The following is a 21,514-nucleotide window of genomic DNA, read 5'->3' on the forward strand; positions in this document are numbered from 1 at the left end:
GATCAGTTATGCGGTTGAGCTGACGGCCACGCTCGGGGTGGGTACGCCGGCGGTGGTTGAGCAGGTGACGACGCTGTGCGCTGCTTGGGCGGGGAAGATCGCTCGGTGGCTGAATTGGCTGCTGGCCAGCTTGGGGCGCCTCGAGGAAATGTCGGGAAGGCTGTCCCGCACCGTCGACAACCTCGGTGGAATGGGAAAAGGCGGTAGTAATGCTCCGGAGCCGCTCAGGGAGACACCGCCAGATCCGACTCGGCAGCCAGCCGATCCTCCTGACTTCTCCATCGCAGAACCGGATCCCCGCAAGATTGCGGGCTACGCGATGAACCCGGATCACCGGTGGGGAAGAACAAATATCACGTCATACGGTCCGCTACCGGCCTGGACATTGTGGCGCTTATCGAACAACAGATCAGGGACGGGGTCCGGAGCGGTTCGCCGATCCCGGGGAAGGTCGATCAGTATGGTCAAAGGTGGGCGGTGGATGTACCGCTAACGGGTCCTAACGGCACCATAATCGTCAGGACCGCTTGGATCGTGGAGACGGGTGCCACTACTCCTCGGATTGTCACCATCTCCTTTCCGAAGTGAGGAACGATGAACTTCGAGGAACTTGATGCCGTGCAATTGACCGCTCCGGTGCCCGGCGACGGGCTGGAAGCTGGGGCGGTCGGCACGGTGGTGCACGTTTTTCACACGCCCTACCTCGCATATGAGGTTGAGTTCGTCGACGACCAAGGTGCCACCATCGCCATGACCACGCTGCGTCCGGAGCAGATCGAGGCGTACACCGGCTAGTGCCTCGTTCTTGAACGTTGGCTGTGTAATCCGTCGGTTCTGATGGGGTGTCGGGCAGGCTGTTCCTTTCGCGGTTTGTGGGAGGTGATGCCGGGTGGGCCGACGCCCGGAAGTGTTTGTGCGAGCTCTGTCGTTGGCCGAGGGTCAGCGGCTGCAGAAGATCACGCGTACTGCGAAGAACCCGGTCAAGCTGCGCCGGGCGACGGCTTTAAGAATAGCCCTGTTTTCGAGGTAGTTTGCTAGACGTGCAGGCGCCGGGGGCCTGGCGGTCGCCGGTCCCCGGCATCTCATGAAAGGAGATAAGGATGGAACCCGCTCTCTGGCAGCGCAGTGTCCGCCGACACCTGATACCGAAGCTTCCCGGGCAGTGGAAAACTGCAAGAACACTTCTCTACCAAAGGTATTCGGAATGGCTACTGTTCTATTTTATTTTGAAGAATTCTCGATACGGCGGCGATTTTGGCGTTACTTTTGGTGTGGAATTGCTCGCGGTACCCAAAGAGAACTTTGGCGGGCATACTCTTCGAAATGTGGGCCACGCAAGCGACCGGCGAAGTTATTGGCCATCTCCATTGAACGTGGACGAAGCGGCGGAATGTATGGACGAAATCTTATATTTCGCCCACTCGGAGGCGCTGCCTTACTTCGACCGGTACACGTCGGTTGAAGATTTCCGTGCTGAGTACCGTAAGAAGATTGAGCAGGCGCCAGTCGATCCGCATTTGTATGAAGGCTTGCTGTACGCCGATCTTATTATTGGCGACGTTTCTGCCGCGCTGCATGCGTCAGAAGCCATATGTGCGATTGCGCGGTCGTCGTTGGCGGTTGGGTCGCCTTGGTTCGATACGATCGCAGATCGTGCTCAAAGTACCGCGCAAATTGCGAAGACGGATTTGCACGCCGCTGTCGATGTCTTAAGAAGTAATGCACGTTTCGCACTACGAAACAATGGCATAGCTGATGAACGGTCTTTTCGAGATGATTGATGTTGATCAAGAGGTCGTTGGCCTGGCACCAGGCCCGAACGGTGGGGTGTTTGTGCGGGGAGAAGTTGTCCCGGATCAGGTGCATCGTCTGTCCTGGCCAGCGGCGTCGCAGGCTGTTGAGGAAGGCGAGGAACTCGCTTGAGCGTTTCCTGTCCCGGATCTGGTAAGGAATCTTCCCGGTGGCCAGGTCGAGGTTGGCGATCATGTGCCGGACACCGTGATCACGGTGGTAAGTTGCCCGTAGCCGGACCGGCCGGCCTTGTGGTTTCCAGGCTTTGCCCGGCCGGGGCTGCAGGTTCAGCGTCCCGAACTCATCGACGCAGATGACCCGGCCGCTGGCCGGTGGATGGTCATAGCGGTCCAGGACCCGCCGCATCTTGGCGGTGAATTCCAGGTCGTTGCTGGCTTTCCACGTCTTCGACTGCTGCCAGGTCACGCCGCGTTCGTGCAGGATTCGCCGGACGGTCTCGATACTGATCGTGGCGACCCAGCCGGTGTCGATCAGGTAGTCACGCAGCTTCGACAGCGACCAGCCCGAGAACGGCCGGCCCAGGAATCGGGGGTCACACCGGGCGATCACGCAGATCCAGTCGCGGACCGTCTCACTGACCTTGTTCGGCGTGCCCCCTCTCCCTTTTGGGTCCAGCGCGTCGAACCCCCGCTCGTTGAACGCGTGGATCACGTCGCGGACGTAGTCGTCGGTCGCCTTGAGCAGGTACGCGATGTCCCCCGCCGGCTGGCCCTGGACGGACATCAGCACGACGACCGCCCGGCGCAGCTTGACCGGGTTCTTCGCAGTACGCGTGATCTTCTGCAGCCGCTGACCCTCGGCCAACGACAGAGCTCGCACAAACACTTCCGGGCGTCGGCCCACCCGGCATCACCTCCCACAAACCGCGAAAGGAACAGCCTGCCCGACACCCCATCAGAACCGACGGATTACACGGCCAACGTTCAAAGACGAGGCACTAGTTCGCGAGTGGCCGGCGCGCCACCTCCTGCGGGTAGCGCGCCGCGCCTCCTCAATCACATTGCTGGCCACCGCTCCTTGTGCACCGCAGCCTCAACCGGCCGTCGTCTGCGCCACCCGTGCCGCTCCAGATCCGGCGTCGTCTCCCAATGCGTAACCGGTCCCAGACAGAGCCAAGCCACCGGTCGAATCCCCGCCGGCACCCCTAGCAACTCACCCAGGAACTCCTCGCGGTAGAACGAAACCCACCCCACGCCCAGCCCCTCCGCCGTAGCCGCCAGCCACATGTTCTGAATGGCCAGGCAAACCGAATACAGCCCGGCGTCCGCGATTGCGTGCCGGCCCAGAACTGCTGGGCCGCCCCGGGCTGGGTCGTAGGTGACGGCGATGGACAGTGTTGATTCGAGGATGCCGTCGATTTTGATGTGGGAGAAGCGTTCGGCGGCTACCGGGTCCAAGGATGACGCGAAGACTTCACGTTCGTGGTGGACGTGCTGGTGGAATTGCGCGCGGGTTTCGGGGTTGCGGATGAGGATGAAATCCCACGGCTGGGAGAGGCCGACGCTGGGCGCCGCGTGGGCTGCTTCGAGGATTCTTTGCAGCGTCTCGTCCGGGATGGGAGCTCCGGTGAATTGGGCTCGGACGTCTCGGCGGGAGTGGATGACGTCGTACAGATCCATTTTTGGGCAGGCTTCCGCTGGGTGGACGCGAGGCCGGTCTTCGGACTTCCGGATCGCTGCCTTACCGCCCGCCTTCCCAGCGCGCAATGCGCCAGTGGCTGCACCTGGGTGCATGGGCGGCGGCTCCCCGGTTACCGCGGCGGGCCCGTGCCGGAATCGCACCGGCTTCCCAGATTCTCCCCGGCGCCATCGCGACGCAGGCACCTTCGCCTTCACGACGCACACACCATCGCTTTCACGACGGAGCCGAGGCACCTCGCAACAAGTTTGTGCCGACAGCACTTTAGCTCAGCCACCCTTCGATCTTCGCGTGGCAGGCCTCCTCGACCGCCGGCCATGGCGTTCCGAACGCCGGCAAAGCGGCTTCGGCCGGGGAGCGATTCTGGCGGGCGACGCGATCGAAGAAAGACAAGAGCGAGGCTTCCCCGTACGTTGAAGCCAGGCACCTGATCGCCAGGTAAGCCATCGCGTAGAACCCGACCCGTTCGGTGCGTTGCGACGACCACGGCAAATCCAGCCGTCCCTGCCATTGCGTACGAGCGATGTGGTCGCGAGCCGCCTGCGTCAAACGGTATGACGACATCGGTGTCTGTTCCCAGGCTACATATTCGGCCATTCCCTCGATCGCCCAGTCCGGTTGACCGCCGAGCGTGCCGAGCAAAGTGGCGACATGACCAAGTTCGTGCCGGAGTAACCTTTCGCTGGGTTGTTCGGCGGCGTCCACCACGGTGAAGGCTGTTTGTTCGCTGGTGCGGTCGACGAATCCGAGTGCCTCGCCATCCTCACCGATCACCGTTTGCCATTCGTCGGCCGCCGCCAGATAAATGACGTACTTCCCCGGTCGCACAAACGCATATTTGTCGGCGATCTGCGCTGCCCGGTCCGCGACGGCGACCCATTGGGCCGGTTGCATGGAACCGCTCGAAGCCGCCACGATCACTCGCGATCCGGTGGCGAAATTCAAAGTCTTCGTCTTCCACGGTACGGCCGCAGCTGGCATGGGCGCCGACACCAAGAAGCTTTCGAGTACCGCGTGATCGTCAGAAACTCGCCACACGGTTGCCGCTGTGATCACGTCGCCCAATGGCACGTAAGTGTTGTGGGCGCGTACACATCGGGTGCCGGTGAAACAGACCCGGACTTGCACCGCAGCCCGCCACAGCGAATCGTCACCGGCCAGGCTGGTAGCCCGGGGAAGCCAGGCCGACACTTCCAGACCGCGCAGGTTGTCGTACAGCCGACGCATTTCCGTTTGCTGGGATTGGTCCACCGGCCGCAACCATCCGGGCGCGTCGCCACGCAGCAGCGCCTCGCCCTGGTCCTGCAAAGCAAGATCAATAGCCCGGGATGCATCGTGTACGCGCACAGCACCGGCTCGCACAGCCACCACTGCGCCGCAGAAGGCTAGTACCACGGCGAGGGCGGCCGGCCAGAAGTGCCTGTGCCGCGTCACCTCGCGGACCTTACCAACCTCCGGCGCCATGATCACTGTCCGTGGATGTTTGCAGGGAAGTCACCGTCTCGAAATATGGATGCGCTTGACTGTCCAATGGACGACTGATTTGCGAGCTGACATGCAACTTGCAGGCGCGGTTCGCCCTGCAAGTTGCAGGTTCGCGCATCAAAGACCTGCTGCTTCAGCGTCGCCGCAACGGTTTGAGCGTCCGACCGGGTTTCACTCATCGGTGTTTCCGAGAACTCGCAAGAAGCCTCTTCCTGTCGATCTCCGGAGATGAAACTCTTCTAGCCAGACGTAGCGCCAGCGACACGGACGGTGGTGGTCTTGAATGCGTCCAGACGTTCTGGTCGGTCCTAGCGATTGGGTGGTCGAGCAGTTCGGCGACAAGGTAGCCGCCGAAATGTGGACCCGGGTGCCCGAGGCGTTGAGTACGGCGATCGAACGTGAAGTCAATGCCCATCCCTCGATGACGCAGACCACGGAACGAGTGTTGGCCAACCCGCGGTGGCCCCTCCCGTACGAGGAGTTGGTGCTGTTTCTTGGCACGCTCCCCGGCGCCGAAATCATCAGCGTGCCACGCTCGGTGTATCAACTCGTGGTCATCAACGGCCACGTGATCGTGCCGTGGTGCTATGGCCAATCGGCCCGGGACTCGATGCGCGATGCGGCAGTCGGGCGCTCGTTCGGCCGACTGACCCGAGAATTGCTACGCCGTTTCGGCCCACCCTGGCGCCGCTCGCAAGCCGAGCCACCGCTACCGCTCGACGCCGTCGACGAGCGAGAGGTCGCCAAGATCTGCGCAGCAATAGCCACAATCGAGCCGCGCCCCGAAGTAGTGATCGCCGGGTATGCGGGAGCACCCCACCTCGGGCTGCTCCGAGCCTGCCTCGGCGAGATCAAGTCCACGGACAACGGCACCCTCGACTGGAGCCACCTGGACGACCTGCCACTACCGCCTCCGGTCATCCCGCGGCCGCGGCGGCTGCAGTTCCCGTAGCTCTGTGATCACCTGGTCCGGCTGAGTTGGTTGGACGGATTGCTGCTGCAGGATGCATCTCCGGGGGTTGGGGTGCTGGTGGCGGGAGCGGGCTTGGTTGAGGCTGGGCCAGGTGGTTGGGGTTGTGTTGGCCGGTGGAAGCGTGAACGGGCCGGTGGGTGCCTGGGAACAGCTGAGAAACTCGGGCCGCCGGGGACTCGGGGTAGAGCTGCGGGCGCGAGCGTGTGTGCATGCGAACGCCCGGTGGGTGATCCGGCCAGCGCGGGCGCCGGCTAGCGCCCGTACTGGATGGTGCAGTAAGCGGAACGGCCTGATCTGAGCGCAGTCCCCGCCAGCCCGCAGGCCCGATCCAAGCGCGACATCTACCTGACGCAGCCGAACCACGACGGCCGCATCGACCCGGCAGCAGACTCATAAGACCGAGCGCATGACTGGAGCGAATCCCATGCGATCAACGCTAGAGAGCTGGGGCGCGATGGTCGATGGGGCTGGGGCTAGTAACGGGGGTATAGCTGGCACTACAGGCTAATCTGCGAAGGATGCAGGAGACGCCGATCGTCATTCGGGATCGTGCCGTCTCCGTGGCTGACTACCTGCTTGCAGTTCGCGCTCAGATGGATCGTCCGGCGCGGACCGTACCGGGGGATGCGCACTGGCTTGATCAGTTGCCCGTTCATCCGGATTGCCAGGTGGGTCCGGCTGCGGACGGCACGACATGGCTGTGCGTGGGTTTGCCCGACATGCCGGCCTCGCCGCCGGTGCCTCCGGAGCTGCGCCGGAGTCTCAACGAGCCCCCGATGCCTCGCCAGCCCCCGATGCCTCCGGAATCGCGGCAGAGCCGCGACAAGCCGTCGATGGCGCGGCCGAGCCTCAAGGAGCCAGGGCCAGAGCCGAGCCTCAACGAGCCAGGCCTCAACGAGCCAGGGCCAGAGCCAGGCCTCAACGAGCCAGGGCCAGAGCCAGGCCTCAACGAGCCAGGGCCAGAGCCAGGCCTCAACGAGCCTGAGGACACCCCGGCGGACGGGTTCGAAGACTGGCGGGACCAGGTGTGGCGGCCATGGGTGCAGGGCAGCCGCGCCGCCGAGCAGACCCGTACGGTGCACCGGCAGCTCTTCGATCGCATGCATCAAGTCGACATGGCCGTGGCTACCACCGAGCTGGTCTGGGGCCACGGCATCGTCGAGACCGTGATCGACGGCGTTCGGGTGCGTTATCCGCTGGTGGCCACGCCGGTGCTCATCGAGTACGAACCGGATCGCTGCCTGATCACCGTGTCCCCGCAGGGCCCGTCCCGGCTGCAGATCGACGCCCTCACCGGCCTTGATGACCGCTACCTGCGCCAGTTGCTCGCGCTTGCCGGGCCGGCTGGCATCGTGGAAGTCGACCTGTGGGACGAGTTCGAGCGGCACGAGTTCTTCGATCGCGCCGTCCGCCGGCTGGGCGACACCGTGACCATCGCCGACACCGGTGTCCTTTTTGCCCGCCCCAAGCAGCGTCTGCTGCGCGGCTTCCTCGAAGGTTTGCGGGACAGGTTGCTGGCCGGGGACACGGCGAGCATCGGGGCGCTGGCGGCGATCGTGGCGCACGAGCCGAGCCGGTTGCGGATGCCCGAGGACCGGCCCGAGGATTGGCACCGGGTGGGCGAACGGCTTCTCATGCCGCTACCTACCAATGAGGCGCAGGAGTCCATTGCGCGCCGGCTTGCCCAGCATCGCAACGTGGCAGTTCAGGGGCCGCCGGGCACCGGGAAGACGCATACCATCCGCAATTTGATCTGCCACTTGATGGCGAACGGCAAGCGGGTGCTCGTGGTGGCTCAAAAGGAGGATCCGCTGCGGGTGCTGCGGGATGGACTTCCGGAAGAGGTGCAGGCGCTGTGCTTGGCGGTGCTTGGTCGTACCACTGATCAGCTTGTGCAATTGCAGTTGGCGGCTCGGGAGTTGTCCGACCGCGCGGCCACGCTGGACAAGGTGGCCGAGGCGCAGCGGGTTGAGCGGATCACGCAGCGGTTGGCGGCGGCCGAACTCGATTTGGCCGGGGCGTTGGGTGGGTTGCGGGCGATTGCGGAGAATGAGGCTGCCACCTACCGGGTCGATGATGCCGCCCTGTCGCCCGCCGAGGTGGGGGCGTGGTTGCGCGCGCGGGCGACGGCGCACGGCGGGCTTCCGGATGCCGTTGAACCTATCGATGAACCGCCGTTGACCAGCGCGGAGTTCGGCGAATTGCTGGAGCTGGCGATGCGCTTGGCGCCCGGGGAGCGGGCCGCGGCGGTTCGGGATCTGCCCGACGTTGCGGCCCTGCCGGATGAGGCTCAGGCCAAGCAGGACCGAGCCAATCGGGCGTTGGCCGCCGAGCGGGTGTCGCGCTTGGCGGCGGCCGGTGTTGATCCTGATTCGGTACGAGAAATTGGCGCCGATTCTCTGCCCGGTCTGCTCGACGGTCTGCGGGAGGCGGTCGCCTGGCTGCATCGCCGCGAAGGTACGTGGACCGACCGGCTCGGGCGCCTGCTCGCCGATCGGCACTGGGCCACGATCTGGCGTGATCATGTGGCGGCCACGGAGGCGTTGCAGCAGTCCCTGGCCGACTTGACCCGCACCCTGGCCGGGCACCGGGTCGTCATCGCGCCGCAGCTCGTCGCGGAGCCGAAGAAGTTGCTGGCGACGCTGAGTGAGCTGCGGGGTCGGTTCGCGGCGGGTAAGGGCGTGTCCCGGTTGCTGCAGGCCGGGCTGTTCCGGGTGGCCGAGGAGATGCGCGTCGACGACGAGCCGTTGCGCAGCGTGGCCGACGTCGATGTGGCGGTTGCCTGGGTACGCCGTGCGCAGGCTCAGCGAAGGCTGGGCGAGCACTGGTCGGAGTGGACCGAGCGGCTGGGCATTCCGGCGCGCAACGGCGAGCCCGAGGTGTGGACCGGGAGCTTGCTGGCTGAGGCCGCGCAGTCACTGGGGTGGGACGCGCGGGAGTGGCCTGCTTTGTCGGCTCGGCTGGCTGTGCTCGTACCGCAGGAGGAACTCGACCTTGACGCGGGTCGGCTGGTAGCAATTGCGAAGCTTATTTCCGACTCGCCCGTTGTTTTCGACCTTGACGTGTTGGGCGCGGCCGATCGGGCGGTGGCCGACAGCCTGGCGCCTTGGCCGCACCTTGCGGCGGCCTGGCGCACGCTGGAGGGCTGGGACGCTGCTCTCGCGGAGACCGCACGGCTGCTCGCGCTGCGGCCTGCGGTGCACCGATATGTTGAGCTGAGGGACCGTCTCGCCGCAACGGCTCCGATCTGGACCGGGCAGATCGACGCGGGGAAGGTTCCGGCTGTGTCCGGGGCAGCGTGCTTGCAGGCCTGGCGGTGGCGGCAGGCGCAGACCTGGTTCGATCAGGTCGTTGGTAGCGTCGATCCGGCCGCTCTGAACCGGCGTGTCGAACAGGCGCGCAGCAAGATACGTAAGCTCACCGCCGATCTTGTGGTGGCATCCGCGTGGCTGGAAGTTGCGCGGGCTCTCGACGATCGCCGCCGGGCTGCGCTCGCCGACTGGACCACCGCGTTGCGCAAGATCGGTAAGGGGACCGGGCGCAGTGCCGCGGCGTGGCAGGCCCATGCCCAGCGTGCGATGGCATCGGCGGTCGAGGCGGTACCCGTGTGGGTCATGTCGGTGGATCGGGCGATCGAACAATTCGCCGGCGGCGCGCATTTCGACGTGGTGATCGTGGACGAGGCGTCGCAGGCTGACCTTTTCGCATTGCCGGTGTTGTCGCTGGCTGACCGGGCTGTCGTGGTCGGCGATGACCAGCAGATCGGCCCGCAGCTCGGCTTTGTTGGCGGCGTGACCGGGCTGATCCGAAGCCATTTGCCGGACGTGCCATCGGCCGAGCATTTCGACCCCGAATCGTCGCTCTACGATCACGCCGTGCGCCGCTCACCCGAGCGCATTCTGTTGACCGAGCATTTCCGGTGCGTGCCGCAGATCATCGATTTCTCGTCCCGGCACTATTACGACGGCAAAATTCAGCCGCTGCGCGCCGACACCTCGACCCTTGATCCGGTACGAACACAGCACGTGCCCACCGGCCTGCGAGCGCCGGTCAGCCCGTTCGGCGAGGTCAACGTGCCCGAAGCCGACGCGTTGGTCGCCCGGGTGGCCGAGATCGTGGCGGACCCGGCTTACCGGGAAAAGACGCTCGGCGTGATCAGCCTGTTGAGCACCAGTGGCCAGGCCGGCTATCTGCTCGAATCGTTGCGCGAGAGCATTGGCGAGGACGAAATGGAAGTCCGCCGGTTGCGGGTGGGCGACGCCTACACCTTCCAGGGCGATGAACGCGATGTCGTGCTGCTGTCGATGGTGGTGTCCGAGCAGGACGGCAGGCTGGCCGCTTTCACCAAGCGCGAATATCACCGCCGGATCAATGTGGCAGCGTCCCGGGCTCGTGATCAGCTCTGGATTTTCCATTCGATTCAGGCATCCTCCTTACGCGCCGATGACGCTCGCGCTTTGCTGCTGAACCACGCTTTGCATCGGGGCTCGCCCGCTGCGGCCCCGGCCGAACCGTCGAACGACTTCGAACGCGAAGTGCTGCGCCAATTGCACGAACGCGGTTACCGGCCCATCGTGCAGTACCGCATCGGCGGCTATCGGATCGACTTCGTGCTCAACGCCCCGGACGGCCGCCGCTTGGCCATCGAATGTGACGGCGACACGTACCACGGCCCGGAACATTGGGAGAGCGACATGCGCCGGCAGGCCGTGCTCGAGCGGGTGGGAAATTGTGTGTTCGTCCGAATCCGCGGCAGCATCTACAACCGCGAACCGTCGGCCGCCTTGCACCCGCTGTGGCAACGTATCGACGAACTGCGCATCACCCCCGAGCCCGCCGCCGTGGCCTGACAAATGCGCAGTTCTCAAGGTTGCGATGCGGGCACGGGCCGCGATGCCGGACGGATGCGCTGGTCTCGGGGTTGCGAAGTGGCTGCGGGCCGCGGTGCCGGGCGGATGCGCTGGTCTCGGGGTTGCGAAGTGGCTGCGGGCCGCGGTGCCGGGCGGATGCGCTGGTCGGAGGGTTGCGATGTGGCCACGGGGCGTCGCGCCGGCTCGCGGGTGGCGGCGGCCACTTCTAGGGTCGGTGGATGATCGTGCTGGCTCGGTGGGTGGTGGCCCGGCGGTGGTGGGTGGTGGCCGCCTGGCTGGTGCTGACCGTGGTGGGCGGGATCGCGGCGCCCAAGGCCACGGCTGCGCTGACGTATGACTTCTCGTTGCCCGGGCAGCCCGGTTATGAGACCAACAAGGACATCACGGCGGCGTTTGGCAACGGCGGGGATTTCTCACCGATCCTGCTGGTGGTCGATCGGCCCGATCCGGCTGTTGCCGAGCGGGTAACGACGGCGGTGCAGAGCGCTTTGCCGGGGTCGCGCATTTCGTCGTACGTGGATCAGCCTGAGCTTTTGCGCGACAATCTCGGGCTGATTCTGGTGTATCCGCGGCCCACTCCCGGTGGCGATGCGTATGTCGCCGCCTTGCCCGTGCTGCAGCAGATTGCCGAGCAGAATGGCGCGACGGTTACCGGTAAAGATGCCCTGGCCACCGAGGGAGGTGGCGGCGGGGGAGCGGACGTGCTGGCCGAGACCATTTTCGGCGGTGCCGGTGCGCTGATTGTGCTGCTGCTGGTCTTCGGGTCCGTGCTGGCGCTGATGCCTTTGGTCATTGCCGCAGCGTCCATTCTCACCACCTTTCTCATCGTATGGGGGCTGACTGCGGTCACCGACATCTCGTTCATCGTGCAGTTCCTGCTCGCCCTGATCGGGTTGGGCGTGGCCATCGATTACGCCCTGCTGATCGTCACCCGCTGGCGCGAAGAACGAGGTCAAGGGCTGAGCAACGATGACGCCGTACGATCAGCGCTGAGCACCGCCGGCCGTTCCGTCTTCTTTTCCGGAGTGACTGTCGCGGTCAGCCTGGCCGCCCTGATCGCTTTGCCCGTGCCCTTCCTGCGCAGCGTCGGATTCACCGGACTGCTCATTCCGGTCATGAGCGTGCTCGCGTCGCTCACCTTGTTGCCCGCACTTCTGTCGCTGTGCGGACCCCGGCTTGACTGGCCCCACCGGCGCTCCGCTGACCCGGAAAGCAAACTGTGGCGCCGGGTCGGCACCGCAGTCGTCCGGCACCGCTGGCTCTCCGCGATCCTGGCCACCCTTGTCCTGCTGATGCTCGCCGCGCCGGTGCTCGGGTTGCGGCTGGGACAGCCGACAAACGCCTCGCTCGCCTCCACCGGCGGTAAGGCCGGCGCCGCGATCACCGCTGTGGACAACTCCGGCATCGGGTCGGGCGTCTCCACCCCGATCGAGATCCTGACCACCGATCCGGCTGGCGTGCGCGCGAAGGTTGCCGCGGCTGACGGGGTGGCGGCGGCGATCGCTCCGGCCGGATGGCAGCGCGGTGACCAGGCGATTGTGCTGGCCTGGACCAGCCAGGACACCTCCACGGGCGAGGGTGAGGACGCGGCGGCCCGGGTGCGGACGGTGGCCGAGGATGCCGGTGCGCGGGTCGGCGGGACACCGGCCCAGGATGCCGACTTCGCGGTGGCCACGTACGGCAACGCCGGCTGGGTCGTGCTGATCATCGTGGTGGTCACGTTCCTGCTGCTCGCCCGCGCGCTGGGTTCGGTGGTGCTACCACTCAAAGCGTTGCTGCTCAACGTTGTTTCGCTCGCGGCGGCGTACGGGATAACGGTGTGGATCTGGCAGGACGGCCACGGCACCGAGCTGCTCTTCGATCAGAGCGCGTCCGGTGCCATCACCATCTGGGTGCCGATCGCCGTGTTCGCGTTCCTGTTCGGCTTGTCGATGGACTATGAGGTGTTCCTGCTGTCCCGCATCCGCGAGGAACACGACAACGGCCACGACACCGACGATGCCACTGTGCATGGCGTGGCGCGCACCGGCCGGCTGGTCACGTCGGCGGCGCTGATCCTGTTCCTGGCCTTCATTTCGCTGTCGCAGGTGCCCACGACCGAGGTGAAGATCCTGGCCACCGCGCTGGCCTTGGGCATCATCATCGACGCGACGATAGTGCGTGGTGTGCTGGCACCGGCTCTGGTGGCGGCGTTGGGCGAGGCGAACTGGTGGTGTCCGCGGAAGCACCGAAGCGACGCCGGTATTCCGTCGGCGTGAGACCCGTCTCCCGGCGGATCAGGGCGCGCAGGTTGGTTGCCGTGCCCAAGCCGCTGCGGCGCGCGACCACGTCCAGGCGTGCTTCGCCACGTTCGATCAGCCGGCAGGCCAGCGTGACGCGTTCGCCGGTGAGCCAGGCCAGCGGGGTGGTGCCCAGCTCGGCGCGGAAGCGGCGGTGCAGGGTGGCCGGACTGACGGCGATCTGGGCGGCAAGGTCGGCGACCGTGATCGGCTGGTTTAGGTGCTGCTGGGCCCAGGCGAGCAGCGGAGCCAGCGAATCGTGGGGGATCTGCGGAATCGGGCGTTCGATGAACTGACGCTGGCCGCCGTCGCGGTGCGCGGCAAAGACCAGCCGGCGGCTCACCGCGTTGGCGATCTCCGCGCCGTGGTCGCGGCGGACCACGTGCAGGCCCAGGTCAAGCGCGGCGGCGCTGCCGGCGGCGGTGAGGATGTCGCCGTCGTCGACGAACAGCACGTCCTGTTCGAGGGTGACCTGCGGGAAACGGGCGCGGAAGGCGTCGGCCCACTGCCAGTGCGCGGTGGCGCGGCGGCCGTCGAGGATGCCCGCCTCGGCCAGGGTGAACGCGCCGCTGCAGAAGCCGAGCATGCGGGCGCCGCGCTGGTGGGCCCGGCGGATCGCGGCGAGGACGGCGGGACGGCGGGGGACGTCGACGTCCGGGCGGTTGGGGACGATGACGGTGCCGGCCTCGTCGAGCGCTTCCAGCCCGGCCACCCCGGTGAGCGTGAAGAAGCCGTCGCGCATCCTGGTGGTCCGCGCGGCCGCGCACAGCCGGAAGTCGTACAGGTCGCGGCCCAGTTCGGGACGGCGCAGGCCGAAGACCTCGGTGGCGCAGCCCAGCTCGAACGGGTTCGAGTTCTCGTCGGCCAGCACCACCACCCGGTGCAAGGATTCTTGCGGCATGTGCGATTTCTAGCACTCACCGGGTGCCGTGCCAAGGGGCCACCATGAGCGGCATGACATCACTGGACAAGGCTCTGGCCAGCTTTGACGAGCTGTGGAGCCCGAGAATCGTGGCCGCCGTGAACGACTACGACGTGCGGATCGCCAAGGTGCAGGGCGAGCACATTTGGCACACCCACGACCACACCGATGAGTTCTTCCTCGTGCTCGACGGTGAGCTGACGATCGACCTGCGCGACCGTACGGTGGTGCTGCACCGCCACGACGTGTTCACCGTGCCACGGGGCACCGAGCACAAGCCGAGCTCGGCCGGCGGCGCGTCGATCCTGATGGTCGAGCCCACCGGGACGCTGAGCGTCGGCGACCGGCACGACGAGGTGCCCGCGCACGTGGACGCTACCCGCGGGCACCACCTTCGGACTCGATCCGAGCCTTGATGCCGGTGTGCTCGGCCAGCAGGTTGAGCAGTGCGGAGCCGTCGAGCAGCTCGATCGGCCGGCCGGTCAGCTCGTCGTGCACCGCGGGCTCGAAGCCGTCGGTGGCCACCAGGATGCCCTTTGTCGCACCAGCCTCGATGACAGCAGTGGCGAGCGCGGTGGCTGTCGCAACATCGACGACCTGGCCCCGTACCGTCTGAACCACCACTGGACCGCCGAACAGCGGGCGGGGGTCGGAGGCCAGCCAGCGACCTCCCTTGCCCGTGCCCATGGACAGGCCCATCGTGCAGAACAGATCCGCCACGGTCTGCTCCCACTCCGGCTCGGGCAACGTGGCCAGGTTGGGGCGCTCGTCGATGTCGCGCAGGACGTTGAACTCCTGGGTGAAGTCGTTGTCCGCCTCCCGCTCGAAATCGAGCACCGGCGTGACGCCGTCGAGGGCATCGGGCGTACCCGAAATGCCGCCTTGCAGGTGTTTGAGGCAGGCCACCGGATCGACCCGGCGCAACTTGATGGCGGCGAAGGTCTCCCGGTCGGTGTCCAGCGAAACCAAGCAGGGACGCACGAACTGGCCGGTGCGCCGGTCGATGGTGTCCACGATGCCGTTGAACAGGACCCGGCGGACCAGGCCGCCCCGATCCGCCTCGATGATTTCGTGTACGGAGCGCAGCGCCACCATCGCGATGACCTCGGTGTACCGGCGCCGGATCTCGCTCTCCTCGCGCGGCACGGCCAGCAGATCGTCGCGCACGCGGTCGTAGCGGTATTCCTTCACCACCGGGATCACCTCGACCGGCGGCAGGTGGTACTCGATCAGCAGATGCTGCTGCTTGGGCAGGAACGCGAGCCGGAAGTGCTGGGGGAAGTCGTCGGGATACACCGAGTTGCCGAGCACCATCGCGAAGTACTCCACCACCGATGACGGATCGGCTCCCGCGACCGCGGCGGCAAACCGGTCCACCTCCGCGTTGTACGCCAGCAACTTCGCCTCGTGTCGCTGTTTGTATTCCTGGTATTGCTGCTCGCGGGCGACCAGCCGGCGCAGGCGGCGCTGCTCGTGCTCGGCCCACTGCGCCTGGGCCTGGTCGAACGCACGCCGCGCGGCCGCCACCTGCTGAGCGTGCAGGCGCTCACCCCCGAGGATCTTGCCCACCCCGCGCGGTTGCGGCGGCGCGTAGCTCGACCAGGACGGCTCGGGCGCCGGGCGACCCAGCGGCCCGGGGTCGAACGGGGGCACCTCGATCGCCTTCTTGAACCGGTCGAGGTCGATGTGATCATCCACGTCCAGCGTGGACAGCAGCAAGGTGTCGAGGTCGGTCAGCCGCGCCCGCAGATCGGCGTTGGCGGCGGCGGCGTCGGCCGTGCGCGCCTCGGCGTAGAGCCGCCGGTGCTCCCGTTGCCGGTCGGCGTCCGCGGCGGCCTGTTGAGCGGCGGCGATCGCCAGGTCGGCGTTGCGGCGGATCAGTTGCCGCTGCTGTGCGGCTGCGGTGCGCGAGCGTTGATCGGCGGCGGCCTGCGTCGCCTGCGCGCGCTGCATGTCCCGAATGATGCCCATGCGTCACCCTCGCTGACGTCTGTCTCGTCCTCGGTTCTGTGCCCGGACCGCCACCATATCTACCCGTTATGGATCACCCGGCCGGGGCCTCAGGGGATGATCACGGACCTGGTGTTGCTCATCGTTCCACTGTCGGCACTCACGGTAACTGTCCGTCATGGATCACCCGATGTCCGGGCCGTTTCGCTGGGCCACCGCCAGGTCAGCCGATCGGTTGAATCCCTGCTCTGTTCGGCGGAGAACACCCTGTTCTTTGTGTTCCGGGCGCAGGTGCGAAAACATTGAGGCCTGCGCCCCCTGTTACATAGAGCGGTAACAGGTCGTAATAGGGCGGGGGCATCGTTCACTCGGCAGGGGAGGTGGGAACAGCGGATGACAGCACCCGACGAGCGGTTCCCGCGTCCCCGGGCGCTGCGGGACCGCCTCTCCCGGCGCCCACGACTCAGCCCCAACGCGGGGCCGAGGCCGGCGCACTTGCCGGAGGCGCGGACGCCCGTGGACGATGAAGTCTGGTTCCTGTACACCGCCGATGGTGACCGCGTGGCCTGGTCCGACGGCCTGGCGCGGCTGCTCGGCACCGGCGTCAACGGCATGGAGGTCAACCGCCAGCTGCTCGCGCACTATGTGCACCGCGACGACCATGCCACGGCGCTCGCCTCGATCACCCGCGCCTGGACCGCCCGCGAGTCGGTGCATGTGACCGTTCGCTTGCTGCGCCCGGACGGAAGCTGGTTCGACGTGGACTGCCGGCTCGAGCCCTTGGCCGGGCGCGACGGCACGGTCAGTGGCATCCGCGGTGCGCTGCGCGACGTCTCCGCCCGCGAACGCGCCCGCCGCGAAGTCGACCGGCTGACCCGGCGCGGCGAGACCGTGCAGGCCTCCATCATCGATCCGGACCCCGCCACCGGCCTGCTCACCCGGGCCCGCTTCGCCGACGAGATCGACCGGGCGCAACGCCGCGGCGGGGGAGCGGTCCTGGTCATCCGGGTCGAAGCCGACCGGGCCGAGCTGGGCGGGCGTGACGGCGTCGAGCTGCTGCACCGCACTGCGCGCGTGCTGGAAGGCATCGCCCAGCCGGCCGACCTGCTGGGCCGCACCGGTCCGATGGAGATCGCGGTCCTGCTCCCCGGCACGTCGTGGGCCATGGCCCGGCGTCAAGCCGACCACTTCGTGGAGGCCCTGCGCACGCAGACGTTCGTGCTACCCGACGTGTGGGTGCACGCCCGCGCCTGGGCCGGGCTGGTCCGTTTCCGCCCCGACGGCGAGGCGGGCAGCCACGACCTGCTGATCGACGCCGAGCACGCGTGGCGGCAGGCCCGCGAGGGCAACCGCCCGGTCACGCTCGTGCCCGACCCGGTGCCGGCCAAGGACCGCCAGGGTTCCTACCGCAGCCGCGTGGCCGCCGCCCTGGGCACCGATCGGTTCACCCTCTACGCCCAGCCCATCCTCGAACTGCAGACCAATCGGGTGCTGCGCCACGAGCTGCTGCTGCGCGTGATCGATGAGACGGGCACGCCCCAATCGCCGATCCAGGTGCTCGACACTGCCGAGCGCCTCGACGCGGTCTACGACATCGACTTGTGGGTGGTCGAGCGCGCGTTGCAACTGGCGACCTCCCTGCCCACTCACTCCTTCCAGATCAACCTTTCCGGCCGTACGGTCGGAGACCCGCGCCTGACCACCGAGATCGAAGCGCTGTTCGATCGGTACGCGGTGAACGCCGAGCAGCTGACGTTCGAGATCACCGAGACCGCCCTGATCGGCAACCTCAGCGAGGCCCGCCACTTCGCCGACCGCATCCGCGATCTCGGGTGCCAGCTCGCGCTCGACGACTTCGGGTCCGGCTACGCATCGTTTCGCTACCTGCGCCTGTTCCCGATCGACCTGGTCAAAATCGATGGGGAGTACGTCCGCGACCTCGTCGGCAACCCGCAGGATCAAGTGCTCGTGCAGGCCCTGATCAAGGTCTGCCAGGCATACGGCATCCACACCGTCGCCGAGTACGTCCAGGACGAGCCCACCCTGCGTATGCTGCGCGAATTCGGTGTCGACTTCGTGCAGGGATACCTGATCGGCCGCCCGGCGCCGGTGTCGACGCTCGGGGCGGGTAGCCGGCTGCGGTCGTCCTGAATAATTCCCGGCCCACCCGGGTATGGGCAGGTCATGGAGCACTACACGATCGCCACGGTGGCCGAGAAGAACCCTGACTTCCGCCGAGTCCTGTGGACGGGCAAGCACACCCAGCTCGTCATCATGACGATCCCGCCGGGTGGCGAGATCGGTGAGGAAGTCCACGAAGTGGACCAGATCCTGACGTTCGTGAGCGGCGCCGGCGAAGCCAAGATCAGCGGCCAGACCCGCAAGGTCAACCAGGGCGACCTCGTCGTGGTCCCGGCCGGCCACAAGCACAACTTCACCAACGAGGGCCCGAACCCGCTGGTCCTCTACACGGTGTACGGCCCCGCCGAGCACGCGGACGGCGCGATCCACAAGACCAAGGAAGAGGCGGACGCCGCCGAAGAGGCCGGCAAGGACGAACCGCCGTCGAAGTGAGCACCAGCTTTCGATGCGCCGCGCCGCGTCTGCCACTCGGTGGCGGAGCGGCGCGCGCTGTTTGTTCAGGCTGCGGGCTGTGGGCGGCGACGCGCGCTGTTTGCGCCGGGCTGATGGAAACGGCACGGCGCCGGGGTCGGCCGTGGCCCCCCAGCCAGCCGATCCCGGCGCCGCGCCGGAGTGGAAAGTCTGGGCGGAACCATACTCTTGAGCGTTCAAGGAAGTCGATCGGTCTGCCCGATTGTTTATCTTCCGTTTCCCGAACCTTGCCGGAGCCGAGCTGGTGGCGCCGCGCCCCAATTGCGTCATCCGGCTCGCGAGCGGTCCATCCGTCCCGCGAAAAAATCTGTTGAAGGTCGCCGAAACATGGCCACCCGGGCGATCAGTACCCGCGCCGCGGTAACTAACCTGCTGCCATGGACGAGCCCCGGTGGTTGACCGACGAACAGCAGCAGGCGTGGCGCAAATTCGTCGAGGTGCTCGTCAAGGTTCCGGCTGCCCTTGAGGGCCAGCTCCAGCGGGACGCCGGCCTGACCCACATGGGCTACCAGGTGATCACCACGCTCTCCGAACGCGACGACCGGCGCCTACCGATGAGCCGCCTGGCCAAGGAGGCGAGCGCGTCGCTGTCCCGGCTCTCCCACGTGGTCGCCCGGCTTGAGGCGCAAGGCTGGGTACGCCGCGAACGCGACCCCGATGACGGCCGCGTCCAGATCGCCGTCCTGACCGACCTCGGCTTCACCAAGGTGGTCGAATCAGCCCCCGGCCACGCCGAGTCGGTGCAGCAACTGGTCTTCGACCGGCTGAGCGGCTCCCAGGTCCGCCAGCTCGCCAAGCTCTGCGAAGCCCTCCTGGAAACCCCAGCCGACCAGACCTGACCCGCCGGCCGCCTCGCCGCTGACCGCAATCCGCGCCGGCTGCCGCCCGCACGGCAGCCAGCCGCGCCGCCCCGCCCGGCGGCCGGTCAGAACCGGCCGCCGCCACCTCGACGGCCGCCGCCCCCGCCACCGCCGCCGCCACCGGTCCGGCGCCCGCGAGATGCGCTCCCGCCGAATCCGCCGCCGGACCAGCCGCCTCCACCGGACCAGCCTCCACCTCCGTGGTACGACCGGCCCGAGCCGCCGCCGCCCGAGAGCAGCCCGCCCAGCACCGCACCGGCGAACGATCCGGCATCGAAGCCGCCCTGTCCGCCGTACCCACCCGACCCGTAACCCCACGCCTGAACGTCGCTGTGGGCAGCCTGACCCGCCGAAGCGGCGAGGCTCTGCGCTTGCTGGGCATGGCTCAGCGCGGTCACCGGGTCGGAAGCGGCGAGGCTTTCCGCCAAGCTGAGGTAGCGCTGGGCTTCGGACAGCGAGGCCCGGGCGCCCGTGTCGACGGCGCCGCGGCGGGTGGCGATGAAGTTGGCGGTGGAGGCGACCTCGGCGCGAGCGACCGGCAAGGCCTGGGCGAGCAGCGTGCGGCTGCGGGCGGTGCGCTCAGCGGCGTCCTGAGCTGCGGCGAGCGCCTGGTCGAGGGTGGCGTCGGCAGCCTGCAGGATTGCCACCGCGGCGACCGGGTCAGGCTTGGCCACCGCTAGCTGGGCGGTCACCTCCGTGATGGCTGTGCCGGCACCGGCTACTGCGGCACTGAGGTCACCAGCGCCGGCAGCCTGCAGGGCGTGCGCGGATGCGATCTCCGATCGCAGCTCGGCGACCAGGGCATCCGCGGCGGTACGCGCGCCCGCTAAATCGCCCGCCGCCTGGTGGGTCGCGGCCACCAGTTGCTCGGCCTGCGAAACAGCTTGCTCGGCTGCTCGTACCGCCAAAGCCGCCTCAGCCCGTGCCCCACCCGGCACGCCATCCGCGCTCCCGGAAGCTTCTGTGGCCAGCGCTTCCCGCGCCCGCGTCACCGCTTGGGCTGCGAACCCCAGCCGCTCCTTCGCCTGATCGACATTCCCCGAGACAGCAACCACCGTCTGCCCCGCGTACCTGTCAAGCACCTCGCGCAAAGCCGTCTGTGCGGCAGGCAGCGTGCCCTCCGCCGCCGCCCGGCGCTGCTCCACGTCCGTCGCGGCCTGCGCGGCTCGTCCCTCGAGGTCTCGCAACTGGTCGAACGCCTCGGATTCCGTGTCCAGCCGGTCGTCGGCCGCCCGGCAGCGCGCGATGATCTCGGTCAGCGTGCGGCGGCGGGTCTCCTCGTCGGGTGCGGGTTCCGCGTCGAGCGTCAGACGCAGGCGGAAGGCCTCGGCAACGTCCTGCCGGGATGCCTCCAGCGCGGTGCGGAAGCGGGCTGTTTCGGTTTCGCCGTACTGCGCCGTGGCCAGGCCGAGCTCGCTCTCGCTTTCGCGTAGGTCGTTGTCGAGCTCGATGAGCAGGGCGTTCGCTTCGGCGGTCAGGTCTGCCGTGGTGGGGCCCGAGGGCGGGGGAGCGGCCGGGTGGGCGCGGCGCTTCCGGCGTACCAGAAGCCAGACAAGCGCGGCCACGATGATCAGAGCCAGGACCACGATGATCCAAACTCCCGAAGATCCTCCTCCGGCCGCTTCCCGGTAGCCGTTCGCGGCCGCAACCACCGCGCCTGACCAGTTGCTTTTCGCGAGCGCCGGCTCGATGTCGTCGGCGGCCACGCCGGCCAGCTCGCTGTCGGATATGCGGGAATCTTCGGGGAACGAATATGCGTACGCCCGGTCGTTGGTCGCCACCGCCAGCAGCGCATCCCGGTCGCCCAGGTCGCTGAGCCGCGCGGTCTCGTCGGTCCACTGCTGGGCCGGCGTGCCGTCGAACGAGTCAACGAAAACGACAAAGAGCTGGATATCGGTCTTCTCCTGCAGCGACGTGAGCGCTGAGTCCACCGATGCCCGGCCGGATCCCAGCGCACCCGTGGTGTCGGTCACCTGAGCGGCGAGACGGGACGGCGAATCGGCCCAGGCGGGTGCCGGAAGCAGCAGCAACGCCAGGACCAGCAGGAGTACGCGGCGCACAAGGGTCACCCGGACACCGTAGATCCTGGGTCCGGCAGTTCGAGCACCCAG

15 protein-coding genes and 1 riboswitch are annotated in these 21,514 nt (G+C 67.3%); of the genes, 9 read left to right on the top strand and 6 right to left on the bottom strand.

Annotated elements, in window-relative coordinates:
* Positions 1 to 387 precede the first annotated feature (387 nt).
* Together TFC3_RS40335 and TFC3_RS05745 are read left to right on the top strand one after the other, a co-directional pair.
* Positions 388 to 588 carry a DUF6883 domain-containing protein gene (locus tag TFC3_RS40335; protein ID WP_369819574.1) on the top strand — a complete coding sequence of 67 codons (201 nt, stop codon included), beginning with the start codon at positions 388 to 390 and terminating at the stop codon, positions 586 to 588.
* Between the two features lie 6 nt (positions 589 to 594).
* Positions 595 to 795 (top strand): DUF4926 domain-containing protein, encoded by a 201-nt coding sequence (locus TFC3_RS05745; RefSeq protein WP_067496582.1) that lies wholly within the window; start codon positions 595 to 597, stop codon positions 793 to 795.
* 753 nt (positions 796 to 1,548) lie between these two features.
* Here TFC3_RS05745 and TFC3_RS05750 read toward each other — a convergent pair.
* From TFC3_RS05750 to TFC3_RS05760, 3 genes are all read right to left on the bottom strand, one after another.
* Entirely contained in the window at positions 1,549 to 2,655 is a 1,107-nt protein-coding gene (locus tag TFC3_RS05750) for an IS630 family transposase (RefSeq protein ID WP_236718002.1), read from the bottom strand.
* A 152-nt stretch (positions 2,656 to 2,807) separates the two neighbouring features.
* Positions 2,808 to 3,431: a 5,6-dimethylbenzimidazole synthase gene (gene bluB, locus TFC3_RS05755; protein WP_067496584.1), complete on the bottom strand. Its 624-nt coding sequence runs from the start codon at positions 3,429 to 3,431 to the stop codon at positions 2,808 to 2,810.
* A gap of 30 nt (positions 3,432 to 3,461) precedes the next feature.
* Positions 3,462 to 3,637: riboswitch (cobalamin riboswitch) on the bottom strand.
* 77 nt (positions 3,638 to 3,714) lie between these two features.
* Positions 3,715 to 4,920, bottom strand: a complete 1,206-nt coding sequence (locus TFC3_RS05760) for a hypothetical protein (RefSeq protein WP_153040107.1) — start codon at positions 4,918 to 4,920, stop codon at positions 3,715 to 3,717.
* Positions 4,921 to 5,218: 298 nt separating this feature from the next.
* On the opposite strand from TFC3_RS05760, the gene TFC3_RS05765 reads away from it, so the two are divergent.
* From TFC3_RS05765 to TFC3_RS05775, 3 genes are all read left to right on the top strand, one after another.
* Positions 5,219 to 5,887 carry a hypothetical protein gene (locus tag TFC3_RS05765; RefSeq protein ID WP_067496590.1) on the top strand — a complete coding sequence of 223 codons (669 nt, stop codon included), beginning with the start codon at positions 5,219 to 5,221 and terminating at the stop codon, positions 5,885 to 5,887.
* A gap of 1,136 nt (positions 5,888 to 7,023) precedes the next feature.
* On the top strand, positions 7,024 to 10,758 hold the full coding sequence (locus TFC3_RS05770; RefSeq protein ID WP_236718003.1) for an AAA domain-containing protein: 3,735 nt from the start codon (positions 7,024 to 7,026) through the stop codon (positions 10,756 to 10,758).
* Between the two features lie 239 nt (positions 10,759 to 10,997).
* Positions 10,998 to 13,037: an MMPL family transporter gene (locus TFC3_RS05775; protein WP_067496593.1), complete on the top strand. Its 2,040-nt coding sequence runs from the start codon at positions 10,998 to 11,000 to the stop codon at positions 13,035 to 13,037.
* Here the strand turns inward: TFC3_RS05775 and TFC3_RS35360 are convergent.
* Positions 12,919 to 13,959 carry a helix-turn-helix domain-containing protein gene (locus TFC3_RS35360; RefSeq protein ID WP_082771868.1) on the bottom strand — a complete coding sequence of 347 codons (1,041 nt, stop codon included), beginning with the start codon at positions 13,957 to 13,959 and terminating at the stop codon, positions 12,919 to 12,921. The two genes, TFC3_RS05775 and TFC3_RS35360, sit on opposite strands and share 119 nt — an antisense overlap.
* A gap of 53 nt (positions 13,960 to 14,012) precedes the next feature.
* Between TFC3_RS35360 and TFC3_RS05780 the strand changes: the two genes are divergently transcribed.
* On the top strand, positions 14,013 to 14,396 hold the full coding sequence (locus TFC3_RS05780) for a cupin domain-containing protein (RefSeq protein WP_153040108.1): 384 nt from the start codon (positions 14,013 to 14,015) through the stop codon (positions 14,394 to 14,396).
* Here the strand turns inward: TFC3_RS05780 and TFC3_RS05785 are convergent.
* On the bottom strand, positions 14,356 to 15,951 hold the full coding sequence (locus TFC3_RS05785) for a restriction endonuclease (RefSeq protein WP_067496596.1): 1,596 nt from the start codon (positions 15,949 to 15,951) through the stop codon (positions 14,356 to 14,358). The genes TFC3_RS05780 and TFC3_RS05785 overlap by 41 nt on opposite strands.
* A 495-nt stretch (positions 15,952 to 16,446) precedes the next feature.
* Between TFC3_RS05785 and TFC3_RS05795 the strand changes: the two genes are divergently transcribed.
* The 3 genes from TFC3_RS05795 to TFC3_RS05805 all read left to right on the top strand — a co-directional run bounded on the left by TFC3_RS05795 (position 16,447) and on the right by TFC3_RS05805 (position 19,382).
* Positions 16,447 to 18,081, top strand: coding sequence for an EAL domain-containing protein (locus TFC3_RS05795; RefSeq protein ID WP_082771869.1), 1,635 nt, complete (start codon positions 16,447 to 16,449; stop codon positions 18,079 to 18,081).
* A gap of 33 nt (positions 18,082 to 18,114) precedes the next feature.
* Entirely contained in the window at positions 18,115 to 18,504 is a 390-nt protein-coding gene (locus tag TFC3_RS05800) for a cupin domain-containing protein (RefSeq protein ID WP_067496603.1), read from the top strand.
* A 416-nt stretch (positions 18,505 to 18,920) separates the two neighbouring features.
* Entirely contained in the window at positions 18,921 to 19,382 is a 462-nt protein-coding gene (locus TFC3_RS05805; protein WP_067496606.1) for a MarR family winged helix-turn-helix transcriptional regulator, read from the top strand.
* An 86-nt stretch (positions 19,383 to 19,468) separates the two neighbouring features.
* On the opposite strand, the gene TFC3_RS39950 is transcribed toward TFC3_RS05805, so the two are convergent.
* The gene (locus TFC3_RS39950) at positions 19,469 to 21,472 is read right to left on the bottom strand and encodes a TPM domain-containing protein (RefSeq protein ID WP_255363745.1); all 2,004 of its coding nucleotides are present in this window, start codon (positions 21,470 to 21,472) and stop codon (positions 19,469 to 19,471) included.
* Positions 21,473 to 21,514: the final 42 nt, after the last annotated feature.

This window comes from Actinoplanes sp. TFC3 (genome assembly GCF_001553785.1).
Classification (GTDB): Bacteria; Actinomycetota; Actinomycetes; order Mycobacteriales; family Micromonosporaceae; genus Actinoplanes.

Coding starts and splice junctions, on each gene's coding strand:
- TFC3_RS05745 (WP_067496582.1), top strand. CDS start 595: ATGAACTTCGAGGAACTTGATGCCGTGCAATTGACCGCTCCGGTGCCC.
- bluB (WP_067496584.1), bottom strand. CDS start 3,431: ATGGATCTGTACGACGTCATCCACTCCCGCCGAGACGTCCGAGCCCAA.
- TFC3_RS05765 (WP_067496590.1), top strand. CDS start 5,219: ATGCGTCCAGACGTTCTGGTCGGTCCTAGCGATTGGGTGGTCGAGCAG.
- TFC3_RS05770 (WP_236718003.1), top strand. CDS start 7,024: ATGGCCGTGGCTACCACCGAGCTGGTCTGGGGCCACGGCATCGTCGAG.
- TFC3_RS05775 (WP_067496593.1), top strand. CDS start 10,998: ATGATCGTGCTGGCTCGGTGGGTGGTGGCCCGGCGGTGGTGGGTGGTG.
- TFC3_RS35360 (WP_082771868.1), bottom strand. CDS start 13,959: ATGCCGCAAGAATCCTTGCACCGGGTGGTGGTGCTGGCCGACGAGAAC.
- TFC3_RS05780 (WP_153040108.1), top strand. CDS start 14,013: ATGACATCACTGGACAAGGCTCTGGCCAGCTTTGACGAGCTGTGGAGC.
- TFC3_RS05785 (WP_067496596.1), bottom strand. CDS start 15,951: ATGGGCATCATTCGGGACATGCAGCGCGCGCAGGCGACGCAGGCCGCC.
- TFC3_RS05800 (WP_067496603.1), top strand. CDS start 18,115: ATGGAGCACTACACGATCGCCACGGTGGCCGAGAAGAACCCTGACTTC.
- TFC3_RS05805 (WP_067496606.1), top strand. CDS start 18,921: ATGGACGAGCCCCGGTGGTTGACCGACGAACAGCAGCAGGCGTGGCGC.